Source organism: Gluconobacter sp., assembly GCF_047722525.1.
Lineage (GTDB): Bacteria > Pseudomonadota > Alphaproteobacteria > Acetobacterales > Acetobacteraceae > Gluconobacter.
On sequence record NZ_JBDNYY010000003.1, the window covers coordinates 1 to 17442 of the forward strand.

At 62.8% G+C, this 17442-nt stretch carries 11 protein-coding genes, 1 tRNA gene and 1 pseudogene; 6 read left to right on the plus strand and 7 right to left on the minus strand.

The genetic code is table 11. The features are described 5' to 3' along the window. The 4 genes and pseudogenes from ABF859_RS03545 to ABF859_RS03560 all read right to left on the minus strand — a co-directional run. Nucleotides 1–313, minus strand: a pseudogene (locus ABF859_RS03545) (LPS export ABC transporter periplasmic protein LptC); the annotation flags it as partial. After that, complete coding sequence (locus tag ABF859_RS03550; protein WP_415526202.1) at nt 310–1308, minus strand: KpsF/GutQ family sugar-phosphate isomerase; 999 nt, start codon at nt 1306–1308, stop codon at nt 310–312. The gene ABF859_RS03550 and the pseudogene ABF859_RS03545, both read right to left, overlap by 4 nt. Before the next feature lie 20 nt (nt 1309–1328). After that, entirely contained in the window at nt 1329–1973 is a 645-nt protein-coding gene (locus tag ABF859_RS03555; RefSeq protein ID WP_415526204.1) for a ribonuclease D, read from the minus strand. A gap of 62 nt (nt 1974–2035) precedes the next feature. After that, nucleotides 2036–2122, minus strand: a tRNA-Leu gene (locus tag ABF859_RS03560). A 109-nt stretch (nt 2123–2231) separates the two neighbouring features. Between ABF859_RS03560 and ABF859_RS03565 the strand changes: the two genes are divergently transcribed. The 4 genes from ABF859_RS03565 (at nt 2232) to ABF859_RS03580 (ending at nt 9787) form a co-directional block, all read left to right on the plus strand. After that, nucleotides 2232–3254, plus strand: a complete 1023-nt coding sequence (locus ABF859_RS03565) for a complex I NDUFA9 subunit family protein (protein WP_415526206.1) — start codon at nt 2232–2234, stop codon at nt 3252–3254. A 190-nt stretch (nt 3255–3444) separates the two neighbouring features. Continuing rightward, nucleotides 3445–4884 carry an NAD(P)-dependent oxidoreductase gene (locus ABF859_RS03570; protein ID WP_415526208.1) on the plus strand — a complete coding sequence of 480 codons (1440 nt, stop codon included), beginning with the start codon at nt 3445–3447 and terminating at the stop codon, nt 4882–4884. After that, the gene (gene gltB / locus ABF859_RS03575) at nt 4881–9401 is read left to right on the plus strand and encodes a glutamate synthase large subunit (RefSeq protein WP_415526210.1); all 4521 of its coding nucleotides are present in this window, start codon (nt 4881–4883) and stop codon (nt 9399–9401) included. The genes ABF859_RS03570 and gltB overlap by 4 nt, the downstream gene beginning before the upstream one ends. Nucleotides 9402–9415: 14 nt before the next feature. Beyond that, nucleotides 9416–9787 carry a hypothetical protein gene (locus ABF859_RS03580; RefSeq protein ID WP_415526212.1) on the plus strand — a complete coding sequence of 124 codons (372 nt, stop codon included), beginning with the start codon at nt 9416–9418 and terminating at the stop codon, nt 9785–9787. A 76-nt stretch (nt 9788–9863) separates the two neighbouring features. Here ABF859_RS03580 and ABF859_RS03585 read toward each other — a convergent pair whose 3' ends face one another. After that, nucleotides 9864–11003, minus strand: coding sequence for an acyltransferase family protein (locus ABF859_RS03585; RefSeq protein ID WP_415526214.1), 1140 nt, complete (start codon nt 11001–11003; stop codon nt 9864–9866). Nucleotides 11004–11127: 124 nt separating this feature from the next. On the opposite strand from ABF859_RS03585, the gene ABF859_RS03590 reads away from it, so the two are divergent. Next, the gene (locus ABF859_RS03590) at nt 11128–12936 is read left to right on the plus strand and encodes a M3 family oligoendopeptidase (RefSeq protein WP_415526216.1); all 1809 of its coding nucleotides are present in this window, start codon (nt 11128–11130) and stop codon (nt 12934–12936) included. 8 nt (nt 12937–12944) lie between these two features. Then, nucleotides 12945–14306, plus strand: a complete 1362-nt coding sequence (locus tag ABF859_RS03595; RefSeq protein ID WP_415526218.1) for an ABC1 kinase family protein — start codon at nt 12945–12947, stop codon at nt 14304–14306. A 65-nt stretch (nt 14307–14371) separates the two neighbouring features. Here the strand turns inward: ABF859_RS03595 and ABF859_RS03600 are convergent, their stop codons facing one another. Together ABF859_RS03600 and ABF859_RS03605 are read right to left on the minus strand one after the other, a co-directional pair. Further along, nucleotides 14372–16759, minus strand: a complete 2388-nt coding sequence (locus ABF859_RS03600; RefSeq protein ID WP_415526220.1) for a membrane-bound PQQ-dependent dehydrogenase, glucose/quinate/shikimate family — start codon at nt 16757–16759, stop codon at nt 14372–14374. 268 nt (nt 16760–17027) lie between these two features. Beyond that, nucleotides 17028–17441 carry a hypothetical protein gene (locus ABF859_RS03605; protein ID WP_415526222.1) on the minus strand — a complete coding sequence of 138 codons (414 nt, stop codon included), beginning with the start codon at nt 17439–17441 and terminating at the stop codon, nt 17028–17030. Nucleotide 17442: the final 1 nt, after the last annotated feature.

Genomic DNA, 17442 nt, shown 5'->3' on the forward strand with positions numbered 1-17442 from the left:
CGCGCAGGCGGGCCATTTCCTTCAGCGCCGCGCGGTTCTGGTTCATGAGATGGGAGATCTCGGGCCAGGCGGCGATGGAACTGAGGAGGACGAGGGCCAGACCCGGGAGCGCCCATTTGGCGAAACCCAGCAGGGAGCGGCGGCGGGCGAGCTGTTCGGCGTTCGGGGCCTGACGGATGCGCTGGAAGGCGGCGCGGCGCAGGCCGTCCAGCCGGGCGAGGCTTTCGGTGCGGTCGGGATCGAAATCCTCGCGGCGGACGCGGGGGGCGCCGTTGCCGGCGTTGTCCTGGCTGGAATTGTCGGGGGACGTCATGACAGGCCGCTTCGCAGGAGGTCGTGGATGTGGACGATTCCTTCGGGGCGACGGGTTTCGTCCACGATGAAGATGCTCGTGATGGGGCGTTCGCGCTGGTTCATGAGATGCAGCACGTCCTGCGCCAGTGTGTCGGCGGTTGCGGTGACGGGGGCGGGGTTCATGACGTCCTCCGCTGTGGTCGTGTCGAGGTCACCGGAGATGGCACGGCGCAGGTCGGCGTCCGTGATGAGGCCCTGAAGTACACCATTGTCATCAATGACACCCATGCACCCGAATGACTTGCGTGTCATCTCGAGAATAACGGAGCGCAGCGGGAGGCTGCCCTGTCCGAGGGGCAGGGCGTCGCCGATGTGCATGAGGTCGCGGATGGGGCGCAGGCGGGCGCCGAGCAGGCCGCCGGGGTGGAACGTGCCGAAATCGCGGGCGGTGAAGCCGCGTTTTTCCAGCAGGGCGATGGCGAGCGCGTCGCCCAGAGCGAGTTGCAGCAGGGTGCTGGTCGTCGGGGCGAGACCCATCGGGCATGCCTCGGTGCTGGTGGGGAGCACGAGGGGGATCTGGGCGGCGCGGGCCAGGGCGGAGGTGCCGACCGAAGTGATGGCGATCACGCAGTGCTTCTGGCGGGCGGCGAAGGTGAGGATGGCCGCGAGTTCGGTCGTTTCGCCGGAATTGGAGAGGGCGAGGATGATGTCGCCCGGCGCGATCATGCCGAGATCGCCGTGGGCGGCCTCCGCGGGATGGAGGAACAGCGAGGGGGTGCCGGTCGAGGCGAGGGTGGCCTGGATCTTGCGGGCGATATGGCCCGATTTTCCGATCCCGGTGACGATCAGGCGGCCTCTGCTTTCGGCGATGCGGTTCACGGCTTCGCAGAAGGCGGTCCCGAGGGGGCCGGAGAGGGCGTGTTCGAGGGCCTGAAGGCCGTCGCGCTCGATGGCGAGGGTCTGGATGGCCGAATCGAGGGGGGCGCGTGCGGGGGGTGGCGACGGGCGGTGCATGGGGTCAGCCGGGCCGGAACTTATGCGCGGTGCGAGAAAATGTCGGGCTCTTCGTAGCCCAGCAGGTCCAGCCGGCAGCGGGCCGGAAGGAAATCGTAGCAGGCCTGTGCGAGGTCACGGCGGTTTTCACGGATCAGCATGGCTTCGAGCTTATCCCACAGGGCGTGAAGATGCAGCACGTCGGATGCGGCGTAACGGAGCTGGTCGGGGGTGAGGGTTGGCGCGCCCCAGTCCGAACTCTGCTGGTGCTTGGAGATTTCGACGCCCAGAAGGTCGCGGCACAGATAGGCCAGACCGTGACGGTCGGTGAAGGTATAGACCAGTCGGGCGGCGATCTTGGTGCAGATGACGGATTGGATCGTGATGTCGAAGGCGTTCTGCAGGACTGCGACGTCAAAGCGTGCGAAATGCATCAGCTTGGTGACGGAATCGTCTGTCAGGAGGGCCTTGAGATTCGGGCAGTCATAGCCGCGGCCGCCCATGGAGACCGGTTTGATCTGCACGAGATGGGCTTCGCCATCGCCGGCTGAGAGCTGGACGAGGCAGAGACGGTCACGGTGGGGATTGAGACCCATGGTCTCGGTATCGACGGCGACGAGCGGGCCAAGATCAAAATCATCGGGCAGATCGCCGTCATGAAGATGGATGGCGTTCTGCTGGCTCATTTGTCGTCACCAAGTTTTTTTGATCACCAGAGGATCGAGGCGATATGTCGCCTGATCGTCTGTGGTGCCCAGAAGAAGACTCGAACTTCCACGTCCTTTCGGACACAGGTACCTGAAACCTGCGCGTCTACCAATTCCGCCATCTGGGCTCAGAAAGCACCGGGTTTTTTCAGTTTCCTGAGGCATCCCGGCTCGGTGAAGAGGCGTTTACCCCTGCACGTGTGGGGCGTCAACAGCCAAACTGAAAGAAAAGCGAAAATGCGTACGAATTTTTCCGTAGAAGGCACTGGCGGCGGGATGGATGACGGAATCTATCAGGGGAGCCGAACGGACAGGGACCCGCGATCCGTGGGGCGGACGGTCGCCGTTCTGGGTGGTGGGGGCTTTGTCGGGCGCGAACTGGTCGGCCGGCTGGTGGCGTCGGGGCATGTGGTTCGGGTGGGGAGCCGGAATCCTGAAGGCGATCAGGCGCTGGCCCGGTTTCCGGGTGACGGGCGTGTGGAATTCATCAAAGCGTCGGTGAATGACGCGGATTCGCTGGAGCGTCTGTTCAGCGGGGCGGATGCGGGGATCAATCTGGTGTCGATCATGTCGCCGGATGTGAAGGCGATGCACCGGGTGAATGTGGAGGGCGCGCGGCTGGCGGCGCTGGTGGCCCGGCGCGAGGGGGGGGAGCAGTATATGCACATGTCCGCCATCGGGGCGTCGTTGCAGTCGCCGGGGAATTACGGGCGCAGCAAGGGGCTGGCCGAGCGTGTGGTGCGGGAGGTGTTTCCCGAAGCCGCGCTGTTGCGGCCTTCGGTGATTTTCGGGCCGGAGGACAGTTTCTTCAACATGTTCGCGCTGATTGCGAAGCTCTCGCCGGTATTGCCCGTGTTTGCGCCGGAGACTCGTTTTCAGCCGGTCTATGTGGGGGATGTGGCGCGGGCGGTCATCGCGCTGGTAACGCCGGAGCGTGCGGGGATGACGGTCGAGGCCGGTGGGCCGGATGTGCTGACCATGAAAGAGCTGATGGCGTTTGTGCTGGAGGCTTCGGGGCGTCGTCGCGTCCTGCTGCCGGTGCCGGACTGTGTGGCGAAGCTGGAGGCGGAAATCCTGGAGCCGTTGCCCGGGCATCTGCTGACGCGGGATCAGGTCGTGATGATGGGGCTGGATAATGTGGTGCAGCCGGGGGCGGAGACGCTTCAGGCGCTCGGGATCAGGCCGACGGCGATGCGAAGCGTGGTGCCGGACTATCTGAGGGGCAGCATTTGTGAGAGCTGGCGGCGGTTCAGGAAGTGATAGGGCCGTTACGGACCTAAACAAATGTGTGAAAAATGGCCCATGCGGCGGGAACATGGGTCATTTCGCATGAAAGGTCAGTGTCACTGACTGTTATTGGATAAAGTGACGGAATAGCTGCTTTCGGACAGGTCTGATGTGCGTCCGGGGTTTGTGTTCGGGCGGGCATGTTTTGCAGGAGACACGACGCATGGCCGAACGCATGTTGCAGTTCGTTACCCACCCCCAGGTGCTTCCGGAGAAGCGCGACGCGCACGAACGCCGTCAGGATTTCGGGGAGATTTACCGTGGGTTCGCGCGCAGCCGTGCGGAAGAGCAGGCGTCGCGTTGCTCGCAGTGCGGGATTCCGTTCTGCTCCGTGCATTGTCCGCTGGGGAACAACATTCCCGACTGGCTGAAGCTGACGGCTGAGGACCGGCTGGAGGAAGCGTATGAGATGTCGTCCGCGACGAATACGTTTCCGGAGATCTGCGGGCGGATCTGTCCGCAGGACCGGCTGTGCGAAGGCAACTGCGTCATCAACAAGGGCTTTGAGAGCGTCACGATCGGCGCTGTCGAGCGGTTCATTACCGAAAATGCGTTCGAGCAGGGCTGGGTGAAGCCTGCGCTTCCGGATCGGGATCTTGGGCGGAGTGTCGGGATTGTGGGGTCCGGGCCGGCTGGGCTGGCCTGTGCGGAGCGGCTGCGGGCGCAGGGGTATGAGGTTCATGTCTATGAGCGTCAGGACCGTGTGGGCGGGCTGCTGACTTACGGGATTCCGAGCTTCAAGCTGGAAAAGCATGTGGTGGCGCGGCGTCATGCGCTGCTGGAGGAGCAGGGGATCGTGTTCCATCTCTCCACGCCGGTTGGTTCGGGCGAAGGTGAGACGGCGCTTGAGGATCTGCGGGCGCGGCATGATGCAGTTTTTCTTGCGACGGGTGTGTATCGCTCGCGTGATGTGAAGGTGCCGGGGGCAGGGCTTGAGGGTGTTGTCGATGCGATCGACTTCCTGACGGCGTCGAACCGTCGGGGCTATGACGAAGATCCGGGCGAGGATGCGGCGCTTCATGCGAAGGGACGTCGGGTCGTGGTCATTGGCGGTGGTGACACGGCCATGGACTGCGTGCGCACATCGATCCGTCAGGGTGCCGAGCGTGTGACATGCGTTTACCGTCGGGACCGGGCGAACATGCCGGGGTCGCGGCAGGAAGTTTACAATGCCGAGGAAGAAGGCGCCCACTTCGAATGGCTGGGCTCGCCGGAGGCATTCCTCGGTGACGGCAGCGTGTCGGGCGTGCGGGTGCTGAAGATGCGGCTGGGGGCTCCGGATGCGTCGGGGCGCCGGTCCATTGAGGGCACGGGGCAGCATGACGTGATCGAAGGCGATTTGGTCATCAAGGCTCTGGGCTTTGATCCCGAGGATCTGCCGGGGCAGTTCAGTGCGCCTGAGCTGGCCGTGACGCGCTGGGGCACGTTGACGGTGCCGCCGGGAGGCTTTGCGACGAGCCTGCCGGGTGTGTTTGCCGGGGGCGATATCGTACGCGGGGCAAGCCTGGTTGTCTGGGCGATCAAGGATGGCCGGGATGCGGCCGATGCGATCCATCATCATCTGACTGAAACAATGACCGGTGCTCTGGAGGCCGCGGAATGACACAGAATAACGATTTCATCCGCGAGTATGCCGAGAACGTCGAGCGTCTGAAGGGGCTGTATGACCCGTCGCAGGAGCGCGACTCCTGTGGTGTGGGTCTGGTGGCGTCGCTGGATGGCAAGCCGTCGCGCAGTGTGGTTCAGGCGGGTATCGAGGCGCTGGGCAATATCTGGCATCGCGGTGCGGTGGATGCGGATGGCAAGACCGGCGATGGTGCGGGCATTCATGTGGAAATCCCGCAGGATTTCTTTGCCGAGGCGATCCATAACGGCTCCAGCGACGATACGATCGACGGGCGCATTGCTGTCGGCATGGTGTTCCTGCCCAAGACCGATCTGGGATCGCAGGAGCGGGGCCGTCAGATCATCGAGACGGAGATCCTGAACTTCGGTTACGGGATTTATGGCTGGCGTCAGGTGCCGATCGATACGGCGTGCATTGGCGAGAAGGCCAACCAGCCGCGGCCGGAGATCGAGCAGATCATGATCCGCAACCGGCTTGGCCGGTCCGAGGACGAGTTCGAGCGCGACCTGTATGTTCTGCGCCGGCGGATCGAGAAGCAGGCGACGGCGCAGCAGGTTGATCTGTATGTGTGTTCGATGTCCTGCCGCTCGGTGATCTACAAGGGCATGTTCCTGGCGGAGAACCTGACGGATTTCTATCCGGATCTGCTGGATGAGCGGTTTGTCTCGCGGTTTGCGATCTATCACCAGCGCTATTCGACCAACACGTTCCCGACCTGGAAGCTGGCCCAGCCGTTCCGCAAGGTGGCGCATAACGGCGAGATCAACACGATTTCGGGCAATACGAACTGGATGCGCTCGCATGAGACCCGACTCGCGCATCCGGAGCTGGATCCGTACATGGCGGATCTCAAGCCGGTCGTGCAGGCTGCGGGTTCGGATACGGCAGCGCTGGATAATGTGTTCGAACTGCTGACCTTTGCCGGGCGTGATGCGCCGATGGCGAAGACGATGCTGGTGCCGGCGTCTGGCGGTGCGAACTCGGCGATGTCCGACGCGGCGCGGGCGCTGTTCCGGTACTGCAATGCGGTGATCGAGCCCTGGGATGGTCCGGCGGCTTTGTGTGCGACGGATGGACGCTGGGTCGTGGCCGGACTGGACCGCGCCGGGTTGCGTCCGCTGCGGTACAGCATCACGCAGGATGGTCTGCTCATTGTGGGCTCCGAGACCGGGATGGTGCGGGTGCCGGATGCGCGGGTGAAGAGCCGCGGGCGGCTTGGCCCGGGGCAGACTCTGGCGCTGGATCTGAAGGAAGGGCGGCTTTACCAGTCCGAGGAACTGCTGGAGATGCTGGCGTCGCGTCAGGATTTCCGGGGCTGGGTGAAGCGCATTCGCGATATCGAACCGATCGTGCGGGATGTGGTCGAGCCGGAGGCGCTGGACGCCGATCTGCTGCGGCGGCATCAGGTCGCGGTCAGTCTGACGCATGAGGAACTGGAGACCATTCTGCACCCGATGGTGGAGAATGCGGCCGAGGCTCTGGGCTCGATGGGCGATGATACGCCGCTTCAGGTTCTGTCGACGATCTATCGCGGGCTGGCGCATTATTTCCGTCAGGGGTTCAGCCAGGTCACGAATCCGCCGATTGATTCGCTGCGTGAGACGCGGGTGATGAGCCTGGTCACGCGGCTGGGCAATCTGGGGAATATTCTCGATCAGGCGCCGGAGCAGTGCGATCTGTTGCAGTTGCCGAGCCCGGTTCTCACGATTGGTGAGTTTGACGAGTTGCTGAAGGTCTGCGGTGAGAATGCGGGCGTGATCGACTGCACCTTCCCGGCCGAAGAGGGCGAGGAAGGTCTGCGGGCGGCGATTGCGTCCATCCGGGCGCAGGCTGAGGATCATGTTCGTGGCGGGTGCACGCATCTGTTTCTGACAGACGACAATACGGATGCGACGCGGGTTGCGATTCCGATGATTCTCGCCACGGCGGCTGTGCATATCCATCTGGTGCGCAATTCGCTGCGGACGTTCACGTCGCTGAACGTGCGGACGTCCGGGGCGATCGACGTTCATGCGATTGCGGTGACGATTGGTGTAGGTGCTACGACGGTGAACCCGGCTCTGGCGCAGTATTGCGTGGCGGACCGGTTGCGTCGCGGGCTGTTTGGGAAGATGTCGCTGCGTGAGGCGATGGAGCGGTATCGCAAGGCCGTGGACAAGGGTCTGCTGAAGATCATGTCCAAGTCGGGCATTTCGATCATTTCGGCCTATCGTGGCGGGTATAATTTCGAGGCGATCGGGTTGTCCCGCGCGCTTGTGGCGGAGTTCTTCCCGGGCATGCCGTCGCGGATTTCGGGGATCGGTCTGCCGGGCATTGCGCGCAATATCCTGGGTGCGCATGCGGCGGCGTGGAACCGGAAGGTCGAGGCGCTTCCTGTCGGCGGGCGTTACAAGCTGCGCCGTCAGGGTGAGACGCATGCGTTCTCCGGGCAGCTCGTGCACATGCTCCAGAGTGCGGTGACGGCGAACAGCTTTACGCTGTACCGGCGTTATGCGGATGCGGTGCGTCAGATGCCGCCGGTGGCGCTGCGTGATCTGCTGGATTTCAAGCCGCTTCATGCACCGGTTCCGGTGGACGAAGTGGAGAGCATCACGCAGATCCGGCGTCGTCTGGTGGCGCCGGGAATTTCGCTGGGCGCGCTCAGCCCCGAGGCGCATGAGACGCTGGCGATTGCCATGAACCGGATTGGCGCGAAGTCCGATTCCGGTGAGGGTGGTGAGGATGCCGAGCGCTCCAAGCCGCGTCCGAACGGGGACAATGCGTCTTCGGCGATCAAGCAGGTGGCGTCCGGGCGTTTTGGCGTGACGGCGCAGTATCTGAATGACTGCCGCGAGATCGAGATCAAGATGGCGCAGGGTGCGAAGCCCGGCGAGGGCGGGCAGCTTCCGGGCTTCAAGGTGACAGAGCTGATCGGGCGTCTGCGTCATGCGACCCCGGGGGTGACGCTGATTTCGCCGCCGCCGCATCATGACATCTATTCGATCGAGGATCTGGCGCAGCTCATTTACGATCTCAAGCAGATCAATCCGACGGCGACCGTCACGGTCAAGCTCGTTGCACGGACCGGTATCGGCACGATTGCGGCCGGTGTGGCGAAGGCCAAGGCGGATGCGATCCTGATTTCCGGTCATTCGGGCGGGACGGGTGCGAGCCCGCAGTCTTCGATCCATTATGCGGGTCTGCCCTGGGAGATGGGGCTGTCGGAGGCGCATCAGGTGCTGATGCTGAACCGGCTGCGGCATCGTCTGGTGCTGCGGACCGACGGTGGCATCAAGACGGGGCGTGATGTTGTCATGGCGGCGATGCTGGGGGCTGAAGAGTTCGGCATCGGTACGGCGGCGCTTGTGGCGATGGGCTGCATCATGGTGCGTCAGTGCCACTCCAACACCTGCCCGGTGGGTGTGTGTGTGCAGGATGAAAAGCTGCGGGAGAAGTTCGGGGGATCGCCGGAGAAGGTTATCAACCTGTTCACGCTGATTGCGGAAGATATCCGGCATATTCTGGCTGATCTGGGTGTGCGGTCGCTGGAAGAGGTGATCGGGCGGACGGACATGCTGCGTCAGGTGTCGCGTGGTGCGGATTATCTTGATGATCTGGATCTGAACTCGCTGCTGGTTCAGGCTGATCCGGGCGAGCATGCGCGGTTCTGCACCCGTGAGGGGCGCAACGAGGTTCCCGAGACGCTGGACGGGCAGATCATCCCGGATGCGACGGCGCTGTTCGAGCGTCGGGAGAAGCTGCACCTGCATTACACGGTGCAGAATACGCATCGTGCGATCGGGACGCGGGTTTCGGGGCTGATTACGCGCAAGTTTGGCATGAAGGAGCTTCCGGAAGGGCAGCTTACGCTGTCGTTGCGGGGGTCTGCCGGGCAGTCGCTGGGCGCGTTTGGTGTGCAGGGGCTCAAGATCGAGGTCGAGGGCGATGCCAATGACTATGTTGGCAAGGGGCTTTCGGGGGCGACGATCGTTGTCCGTAAGTCACCGGCGGCGCAGTGGGCGTCCGAGCAGAGCGCGATCGTGGGCAACACGGTGCTGTACGGGGCGACGGCGGGTACGCTGTTTGCGGCCGGGCAGGCGGGTGAGCGCTTTGCGGTCCGGAACTCCGGGGCGACGGCCGTGGTCGAGGGCTGTGGCTCGAATGGCTGCGAATACATGACCGGCGGGACGGTCGTGATCCTTGGGGAGACGGGCGACAATTTCGGCGCCGGTTTCACAGGGGGCATGGCCTATGTGCTGGATGTGAAGGGGCGGTTTGAGGCGCAGATCAACCCCGATACGGTGATCTGGAGCCGCGTGCAGGCTGGCAGCCGCTGGGATCAGGAGCTGCGTGCGCTGGTGGAGCGGCATGTGGCGGAGACCGGCAGCACCTATGCCGCGGATCTGCTGCATTGCTGGGAGCGGACGCTGGAGCGGTTCTGGCACGTTGTGCCGCGCGATTATGCGCGGATCATCGGCTATGTTCAGGAAGACCTGTCGCAGCTTTCGGCCTGACGGGCGTAAGGAAGATGGTCGATACTGTCGGTGATCTGACGTTGACTTATGATGAGATGGCTTCGCTGAGGAGCTATCTCATCGCAACGGTTTTTGAATTTTCTGATAGTATTGAAATGGGAATATTGGGAATGTTCCAGCCTAATGAAATATTATCAATGGCAAACAAAATATATTCTTTTATAAGGTGGGATGTAAAAGAATATACGAATATATTCTCTGATAATGATTATAAAATTATAAATAGTTGCATTTTCCATGGAGAGATGGCTCTCGGAATTTACTCGACCTACAAAAAATATATCGACTACGATACCTGTGATTTTGGAATTACAAAAGACAAAATTTACAATTATATTCTGGAATATAGGAAAAGTGCAGGCTGACGACCTGGTTATTAATGTTGGTTTGGCAAAAGTCTGAAGTCGGGATTTTTCTGATAGGGCTATTGCTCTGCGCTGGTTATGGAAGAGGCTGACCGGGACGGAGTTTCAGGCAGGGGCGTTCCACGAGGCGCCATGACAGGATCGCGCCTCCGATTGTGGTGAGGATCGTGAAGATCACGGCCTGTCTGCGGCCGAGGCCGTAGCGGGCCTGAAGGTCGCCAGCCATCATCACCAGCGGGAGATGGCACAGATAGAGCCCGTAGCTGTGGGTGCTGATGCTGCGGACTGCCGGACCGATCAGGGGCGGCAGGGTTCGCAGGCGCATCATGGCGGGCATGCAGAGCGCGTAGCCGAGGCCTGCGACATCGAAAAGGGCCATGCTCTGGAAATGATGGGTCCAGAGCGGGACGGGCAGGACGTCTGACAGCCATGTCGTGAGAACGATGAGTGTGCCGATGATGGCCAGGGGTTTGCGCAGTCGTGTGACGGCTTCCGAGGAGCGGTAGAGCCAGGCGGCGGCGATGCCCCAGGCGATGGAGTCGAAGCGGCAGGGGACGATCTTGCTGGTGACTTCGTTCCAGTTCACGTCTGTGGGCAGCGACAGGCGCCAGCAGAGCGGGACGATGAAGAAGGCTGCGAGCGTGGTTCCGAAGGCTGCGGCGGGTTTCAGGCGGCAGGCGAGGAGCGTGAGCAGCAGGGCGGGGAAGGCGATGTAGAACCATTCCTCCACGCAGAGCGACCATGTGACGCCGTACCAGCCCGAGACCATGGGCCAGCCGAGATTTTGCGTCAGGGTCAGGAACCAGGGCAGGACGCGGCGGGCTTCGTCCCATGTGACCCCGTAGGGGCCGAAATAAGCGAGCGGGATGAGCAGCGCGAACAGCCAGAAATAATAGGCCGGGAGGGTGCGCATCCAGCGGCGGGTCAGGAAGATGCCCCAGCCTTTCAGGGAGGTTCCGCGTTCCAGCAGGTCGAGCATGATCGTGCCGATCAGGAAGCCGCTGAGGACGAAGAACAGCATCACGCCATAAAAGCCGAGAACGGCCAGATGGAACGGGAGGGTCCGGTGCCACCAGTCCATGAACAGGCCCCCGTCATGGCAGATCAGGACATCGAGGATGGCGACGGTGCGGACCAGGTCGGGGCCTGCGATTCGTTCGCGCAGGTTTTCAAATGATGTCAGGGGACTGGATGCCTGGGGGGGGTATTTCTGCATGGAGGGGCGGAAGATCCGGGGTTGCGGGCTTTGTCAGGGTTCGGTGGGTGGTTTTACACTACGGATTTGTCATCAACATCCCGTTTGACGGCGGGGATTGTGGCTCTAAGGTCAGGATATGACCATGCTCTTTTCTGCCGCTGACGGCACGCTGAATTCGTCCTCCGGGGAGCAGATGCCTCCCCGCTGGGATCTCTCTGATCTTTATGCGTCGCCGGAAGATCCGGTGCTGGCTTCGGATTTCGATCGCTGGGCCGGTGCGGCGCGCAGTTTCTGCGAGACGTACAAGGGGAGCCTTGAGACGCTGAGCGGTGCGGAGCTTGCGAAGGCGTTCGCGGAGTATGAGGCGATCGAGGAAGGGCTCGGCAAGATCGGGTCTTTCTCCAGTCTTGGCTTTGCGGCGCATACGACCGATCCGGTCTGGGGGCGGTTTGCGCAGGGTGTGCAGGAGCGGATGACGGAGGTGGCCTCCGATCTGATGTTCTTCACGCTGGAGCTGAACCGCATCCCCGACGAGGCTCTGGCGCGGATTTGTGAAGCGTCCGAGATGCGCAAATGGGATGCGTATCTGCGGGATCTGCGGATGTACCGGCCGTATCAGCTTTCCGACGAGGTCGAGCAGGTGCTGATGGACAAGTCGGTGACGGGGCGCAACGCCTGGAACCGGCTGTTCGATGAGACCATGGCGACGCTGAGTGTCACGATCGACGGTGAGGAAAAGCCGCTCGGCGAGGCGTTCAATCTGCTGACGAATGCGGATCGCGCCAAGCGTGAGGGTGCGGCGCAGCAGATCAGTGCGGTGCTGGGTGAGAACTCGCGTCTGCTGACGATGATTACCAATACGCTCGCCAAGGACAAGGCGATCGGGGACAGGCTGCGGGGTTATCCGCGCCCGACGAGTTCGCGCAATCTGGCGAACATGGTCGAGGACGAGGTTGTCGATGCGCTGGTGGGCGCGGTGGACGAGGCTTATCCGCGGCTGGCGCACCGGTATTATGCGCTCAAGGCGAAGTGGCTCGGGCTTGAGACGCTGGAGCACTGGGACCGCAATGCGCCGCTTCCGGGTGTCGAGGCGCGGAAGATTGACTGGGAGCAGGGCAAGGAAATCGTGCGGACCGCCTATGCCGGGTTTGATCCTGCGCTGGGTGAGATCGTGAACCGGTTCCTGACGCATCCCTGGATTGATGCGGCGCCCGTGGCGGGGAAGTCTTCGGGGGCCTTCTCCCATTCCTGTGTGCCGTCCGTGCATCCGTATATCCTGATGAACTATCGCGGGCAGCCGCGGGACGTGATGACGCTGGCGCATGAGCTTGGGCATGGCGTGCATCAGACGCTCGCCGGGCAGACGCAGGGCTATCTGAACGCGGATACGCCGCTGACGCTGGCGGAAACGGCCTCGGTGTTTGGGGAGATGCTGACGTTCCAGTCCCTGCTGGATGCGGAGAGCGATCCGAAGCGCCGTCGTCACATGCTGGCGGCGAAGGTCGAGGACATGCTGAACACGGTTGTCCGGCAGATCGCGTTCTATCAGTTTGAAGTGAAGGTCCATGACGAGCGGGCGAAGGGTGAGCTTTCGCCGGAGCGTCTGGGGGAAATCTGGCGTGAGGTTCAGGTCCGGAGTCTGGGGCCTGCGTTCCATTTCACACCGGATTATGACCTGTACTGGTCTTATATTCCGCATTTCGTGCATTCCCCGTTTTATGTTTATGCGTATGCTTTCGGGGACTGCCTGGTGAATGCGCTTTATGGCGTTTATCAGGAAAAACCTGAGGGTTTTGCTGCGAAATACCGCACCATGCTCGAAGCGGGCGGGACGCTGCGTCACAAGGAACTGCTCGCGCCGTTCGGACTTGATGCGACAGATCCGGGTTTCTGGCGTAAAGGACTGGATGTGATCTCGGGGCTGATTGATCAGCTCGAGCAGGAGGACTGAGGAGCATCATGGCGAGGGATCTCGACAACACCGGCCTCATGGGGGAGCTGCGTCGCATGGCGCGGACCTCTGGCGCGGTCGGCGGCATTGCGGCGCGGATGGCGGGCAGCCGTCTGGGCTTCAAGACGGATAAGGGCGTTCACGCAGAGGGCCTGAAGTCCGCGTTGGGAAACCTCAAAGGGCCGCTGATGAAGGCGGCCCAGCTTCTCTCGACCATTCCGGGCGCTTTGCCTGACGAGTATGCGGACGAACTGGCGCATTTGCAGTCCAACGCGCCGCCGATGGGCTGGAGCTTCGTGCGCCGTCGTATGCAGGCAGAGCTTGGCGCGGGTTGGGAAAAGCATTTCCGCTCCTTCAGTCATGAGGCCGTGGCCGCGGCGTCGCTCGGGCAGGTGCACCGGGCGCGTCTGGTCGACGGGCGCGAAGTGGCGTGCAAGTTGCAGTATCCGGACATGCAGGCCGCTGTGGATTCGGATCTGCGGCAGTTCCGCGCGGCGCTGGGTATTTACCGGCAGTTCGAGACGGCGATCCGTCAGGACGAGGTTTATACCGAGCTTGCGGACCGGCTGCGTGAAGAACTGGATTACCGGCGTGAGGCGAGTCATCTGCGGCTGTATCGCGACATGCTCTCGAATACGCCCGAGGTGACGGTGCCGGCGCCGGTCGAGGAGCTGTCCACCGGGCGGCTGCTGACGATGGACTGGGTGAGCGGGCGCAGCATGCGGACTGTTCTGGGCGAGAACCTGCCGCTGGAGGATCGCAATGCGATGGCCACGGCGCTGTTCAAGGCCTGGTACACGCCGGTTTATCGCTATGGTGTCATTCATGGTGACCCGCATATGGGCAATTTCACCGTGCGGGATGATTATGGCCTGAACCTGCTGGATTTCGGGGCTGTGCGGATTTTCTCGCCGCGTTTCGTGGAAGGGATCATCGATCTCTTTACGGCGCTGCGGGAGAATAACGAGGAACTGGCGTTCCATGCGTACAGTAAATGGGGCTTTGTCGGGATTTCGCGCGAGACGGCCAGCATCCTGAATGAATGGGCGCGGTTCTTCTACCGGCCGCTGATGACGGATCGGGTATGCTCCATGCAGGAGAGCAATGATCCGGCCGAAGCGCGCCAGGTTCTGGAGAAGGTCTATGATGGGCTGAAACGGACGGGCGGGGTGCGATTGCCGCGTGAGTTCGTGCTGATGGATCGGTCCGCGATCGGGCTGGGCAGTGCGTTCCTGCGTCTGGAAGCGCGGCTGAACTGGCATAAGATGTTCGAGGAACTGATCGAGGGCTTCGATGTGAATGTTCTGGCGCAGCGTCAGAAGGACGCTCTGGCGAAGGCGAAGGTGCCGCCGGCGCTGTCTTCGCTCTGAGGGTTTCCGGTTATGAAAAAGGGGCGCTTCCTTTGCGGGAAGCGCCCCTTTTTGTTTCTGCGCTCTTATTCGGAGGGCAGGGCGTAGGCGATGACGTAGTCGCCGCGGTTCTTGTCGACGCCGGAGCGGGTGAGGCCGCCTGCGGTGACGACGACGTACTGTTTGCCGCTCCTGTCGGACAGGTAGCTCATGGGAGCGGCCTGTGAGGCGACGGGGAGCCGGGCTTTCCAGACGACTTCGCCGGTGTCGGTGTTCAGGGCGCGGACGTAGTTGTCGAGCGTGCCGGAGAAGAACACCAGGCCGGTCCGGGTGGCCAGCGGGCCGCTCATGGTCGGCATGCCGAGCGGGATGGCGAGGCCGGGGACGAAGCCGTGGATCGGCATGTCCTGGATCGTGCCGAGTGGCATGCTCCATTTGACCTTGCCGCTGCGCAGGTCGATGGCGTTCATCGTGCCGTAAGGCGGTTTTACGCAGGGGAGACCGGCGGGGGAGAAGAACATCGAGCGGACGACGCCCCAGGGGGTGCCTTTCTGTTCGGAATATTCGCCTTCCGCGGTGGGTTTGAGGCCGATGCGCAGGGCTTCTTCGTGTTTGATGAACTTGCCCCACTGGGCCATGCGGATATCGTTGACCAGCAGGGTTCCGGTGCTTTCGTCCACGGCGCCACCGCCCCAGTTGATGCCGCCGTAATAGCCCGGATAGATGATGGCGGCCTGCTTCTCGTTGACGGGGGTGAATTCACCTTCGTAGCGGTAGGAGGCGAACTGGATGCGGCACAGGAGTTGGTCGAAAATCGTGCCGCCCCACATGTCGCTGGCCTTCAGGCGCTCGGCTCCGATGGACAGGGCGGAGTAGGGCTGTTCGGGGGCGAGGTACTGGTGTTCCGGAGCGCCGTCCTGCGGGACTTTGCGCATTTCCACGGGCACGATCGGGGTGCCGTCGCGACGGTCGAGCACGAAGATCTGGCCGCGCTTGGTCATCGCGATGATCGCCGGGCGTGTGCCGCCATGGCCGTCCGGGATGTCGTACAGGATGGGCTGGGCTGTGGCGTCGTAGTCCACGAGGTCGTGGTTGGCGGTGCGGAAGTGCCAGCGTTCGTCGCCAGTTTTGGCATCCACGGCCACGAAGGCATCGTTGTATTCATCCGAAGCCTTGCTGCGGTTGCCGCCCCAGAAATCGGGGGTCTGGTTGCCGAGCGGGAAGAAGACCAGGTTCAGCTTCGGATCATAGCTGGCCGTGCCCCAGAGGTTGGGGGTTTCGGGCGGGTAGATTTCGCCGTCGGCAAGAGGCGTGGTGCCGCGATGCGGGTTGGTGGCGTCCCAGGCCCAGACCTGTGCGCCGGTGCGGACGTCGTAGCCGCGGACGACGCCGGAGGGTTCGCCGGTGCGCTCGTTATCGGCGATGCGGCCGCCGACGACCACGATGTCACCGGCCACGAGGGGGGCGGCTGTGGGATAGTAGGAGCCCGGGGCGGTCGGGCCGAGGCCGGTCAGGAGGTTGACGGTGCCGTTCGTGCCGAAATCCGTGCAGGCCTGGCCGGTGCGGGCGTCGATGGTGATGAGGCGGGCGTCGATCGTGGTGAGGACGACGCGCGAGGCGCAGGGCGCGTTGGCGTCCGTCGCCGTACTGTCATGCCAGTATCCGACGCCACGGCAGCGCTGCCAGACTTTGGTCTGGGCGTGGGGGTCGAACTTCCATTTCAGCGTGCCCGTGTCGGGGTCGAGGGCCGAGACGATATTGTGGGGCGAGCAGATATAGACCGTGTCGCCGATCTTGATGGGGGTGCCCTGGAACTCGGCGCCGTTCAGCGCCATGTCGCCGGTGCGGTAGGTCCAGGCGACGCGGAGCTTGTCGACATTGTCTCGGTTGATCTGGGTGAAGCTGGCATAGCGCGTACCGGACGCTGTGCGGCCGTAGGCGGGCCAGTCATGGCCGGGGTCGTGGCTGGCGTCAGGGCTGTTCTGGTCCGGATTGTTTGCTGACGCGGTGTCCTGCGGGTGGGGCGTGTCCTGCGGGGCGATGGTCGGGTGGACCTGGAACATGCCGGCGAGGAAAGCCACGATGATGGCACCGAGGGCGCCTGAGGTGGCGCCGGTGACGGGGCGGGTAAAGTAGCGTCGGCCGGGGCCGCTGAGCCAGGGCGCCATGAGGGTCGCGATCAGGGCGACGCACAGGAAGACGATCAGGCGGGAGAAGCTGGGCCAGAAGCTGATGCCGACTTCTGCGAGCGACCACAGGAGCGTGGCGAGCAGGAGGCCGAGGGCGATCCATGTCGAGAGGATGTTGCGACGGATCATGTAATAGCTGCTGGCGGCGAGGGCGATGCCGGCGAGGGCATAGAACCATGAGCCGCCGAGGACGATGAGGCGTGCGCCTTCGAGGATCAGGAAGGCGGCCATGAGGGCGCCGAGGATCCCGATGACCATCGAGAGGATGCGGGGACCGCTGTTCATCAGAAGGGGCCTCCTGCGCAGGGAGGCGTCTGGCGGCGGGGGCATATTGCCGTGCCGCGGGGGAGATGAGGTGATCGGGTGTGCATCGGACTGAAATCCCTTGGATCAGGATTGATCAGGACGATGCATGGCATGTCTGTGCTTATGTTAAATATAACATTGACATGAGGAGGGATAACGGAATGGTCAATATAACGTCACAACATGTATGTGATATGTTTTGACGTGAAGCGTGGCAGGCCCGGACTGGCGCCGGGCACCGGGTGGATCAGAAGATTTCCTTGATGAGGTCGTTGCCGATGCTGAAGCCGGCGCCGGCTTCTACGGAACGGGCGAAGCCGGAATTGAGGATGTTGGAGACGAAATTGTTGTCCGGGACGGACTGGACCGGCTGGACGGGGACCTGCTGCGTGGGGGCCTGATAGGTCTGCTGCGTGCCGTAGTCCTGCTGGGCGTTGGCGAGGGCGGCGTGGAGCTGTTGCAGGAGGTTCGTGACCTGCTGCTGCTCGGCCTGGAAGGCGAGGGCGAGTTCGCGCAGGTCGAGGGACCATTCGCGGGCCTGCATGTCGCCGGTCTGGGCGGCGGCCTGCATCTTGGAGCCGAGAGCCTGAAGCGCCTGTGCGGATTGCTGGGCCTGCTGCTGGAGCTGGGTGTAGGTCTGCTCGATCGTCTGGACGTCCATG

Bases quoted from the DNA above. Each gene is read 5' to 3' on its own strand.
- ABF859_RS03595 (WP_415526218.1), top strand. From the start codon at position 12,945: ATGGCGAGGGATCTCGACAACACCGGCCTCATGGGGGAGCTGCGTCGC.
- ABF859_RS03600 (WP_415526220.1), bottom strand. From the start codon at position 16,759: ATGAACAGCGGTCCCCGCATCCTCTCGATGGTCATCGGGATCCTCGGC.
- ABF859_RS03570 (WP_415526208.1), top strand. From the start codon at position 3,445: ATGGCCGAACGCATGTTGCAGTTCGTTACCCACCCCCAGGTGCTTCCG.
- ABF859_RS03565 (WP_415526206.1), top strand. From the start codon at position 2,232: ATGCGTACGAATTTTTCCGTAGAAGGCACTGGCGGCGGGATGGATGAC.
- ABF859_RS03590 (WP_415526216.1), top strand. From the start codon at position 11,128: ATGCTCTTTTCTGCCGCTGACGGCACGCTGAATTCGTCCTCCGGGGAG.
- ABF859_RS03585 (WP_415526214.1), bottom strand. From the start codon at position 11,003: ATGCAGAAATACCCCCCCCAGGCATCCAGTCCCCTGACATCATTTGAA.
- ABF859_RS03555 (WP_415526204.1), bottom strand. From the start codon at position 1,973: ATGAGCCAGCAGAACGCCATCCATCTTCATGACGGCGATCTGCCCGAT.
- ABF859_RS03605 (WP_415526222.1), bottom strand. From the start codon at position 17,441: ATGGACGTCCAGACGATCGAGCAGACCTACACCCAGCTCCAGCAGCAG.
- ABF859_RS03580 (WP_415526212.1), top strand. From the start codon at position 9,416: ATGGTCGATACTGTCGGTGATCTGACGTTGACTTATGATGAGATGGCT.
- ABF859_RS03550 (WP_415526202.1), bottom strand. From the start codon at position 1,308: ATGCACCGCCCGTCGCCACCCCCCGCACGCGCCCCCCTCGATTCGGCC.
- gltB (WP_415526210.1), top strand. From the start codon at position 4,881: ATGACACAGAATAACGATTTCATCCGCGAGTATGCCGAGAACGTCGAG.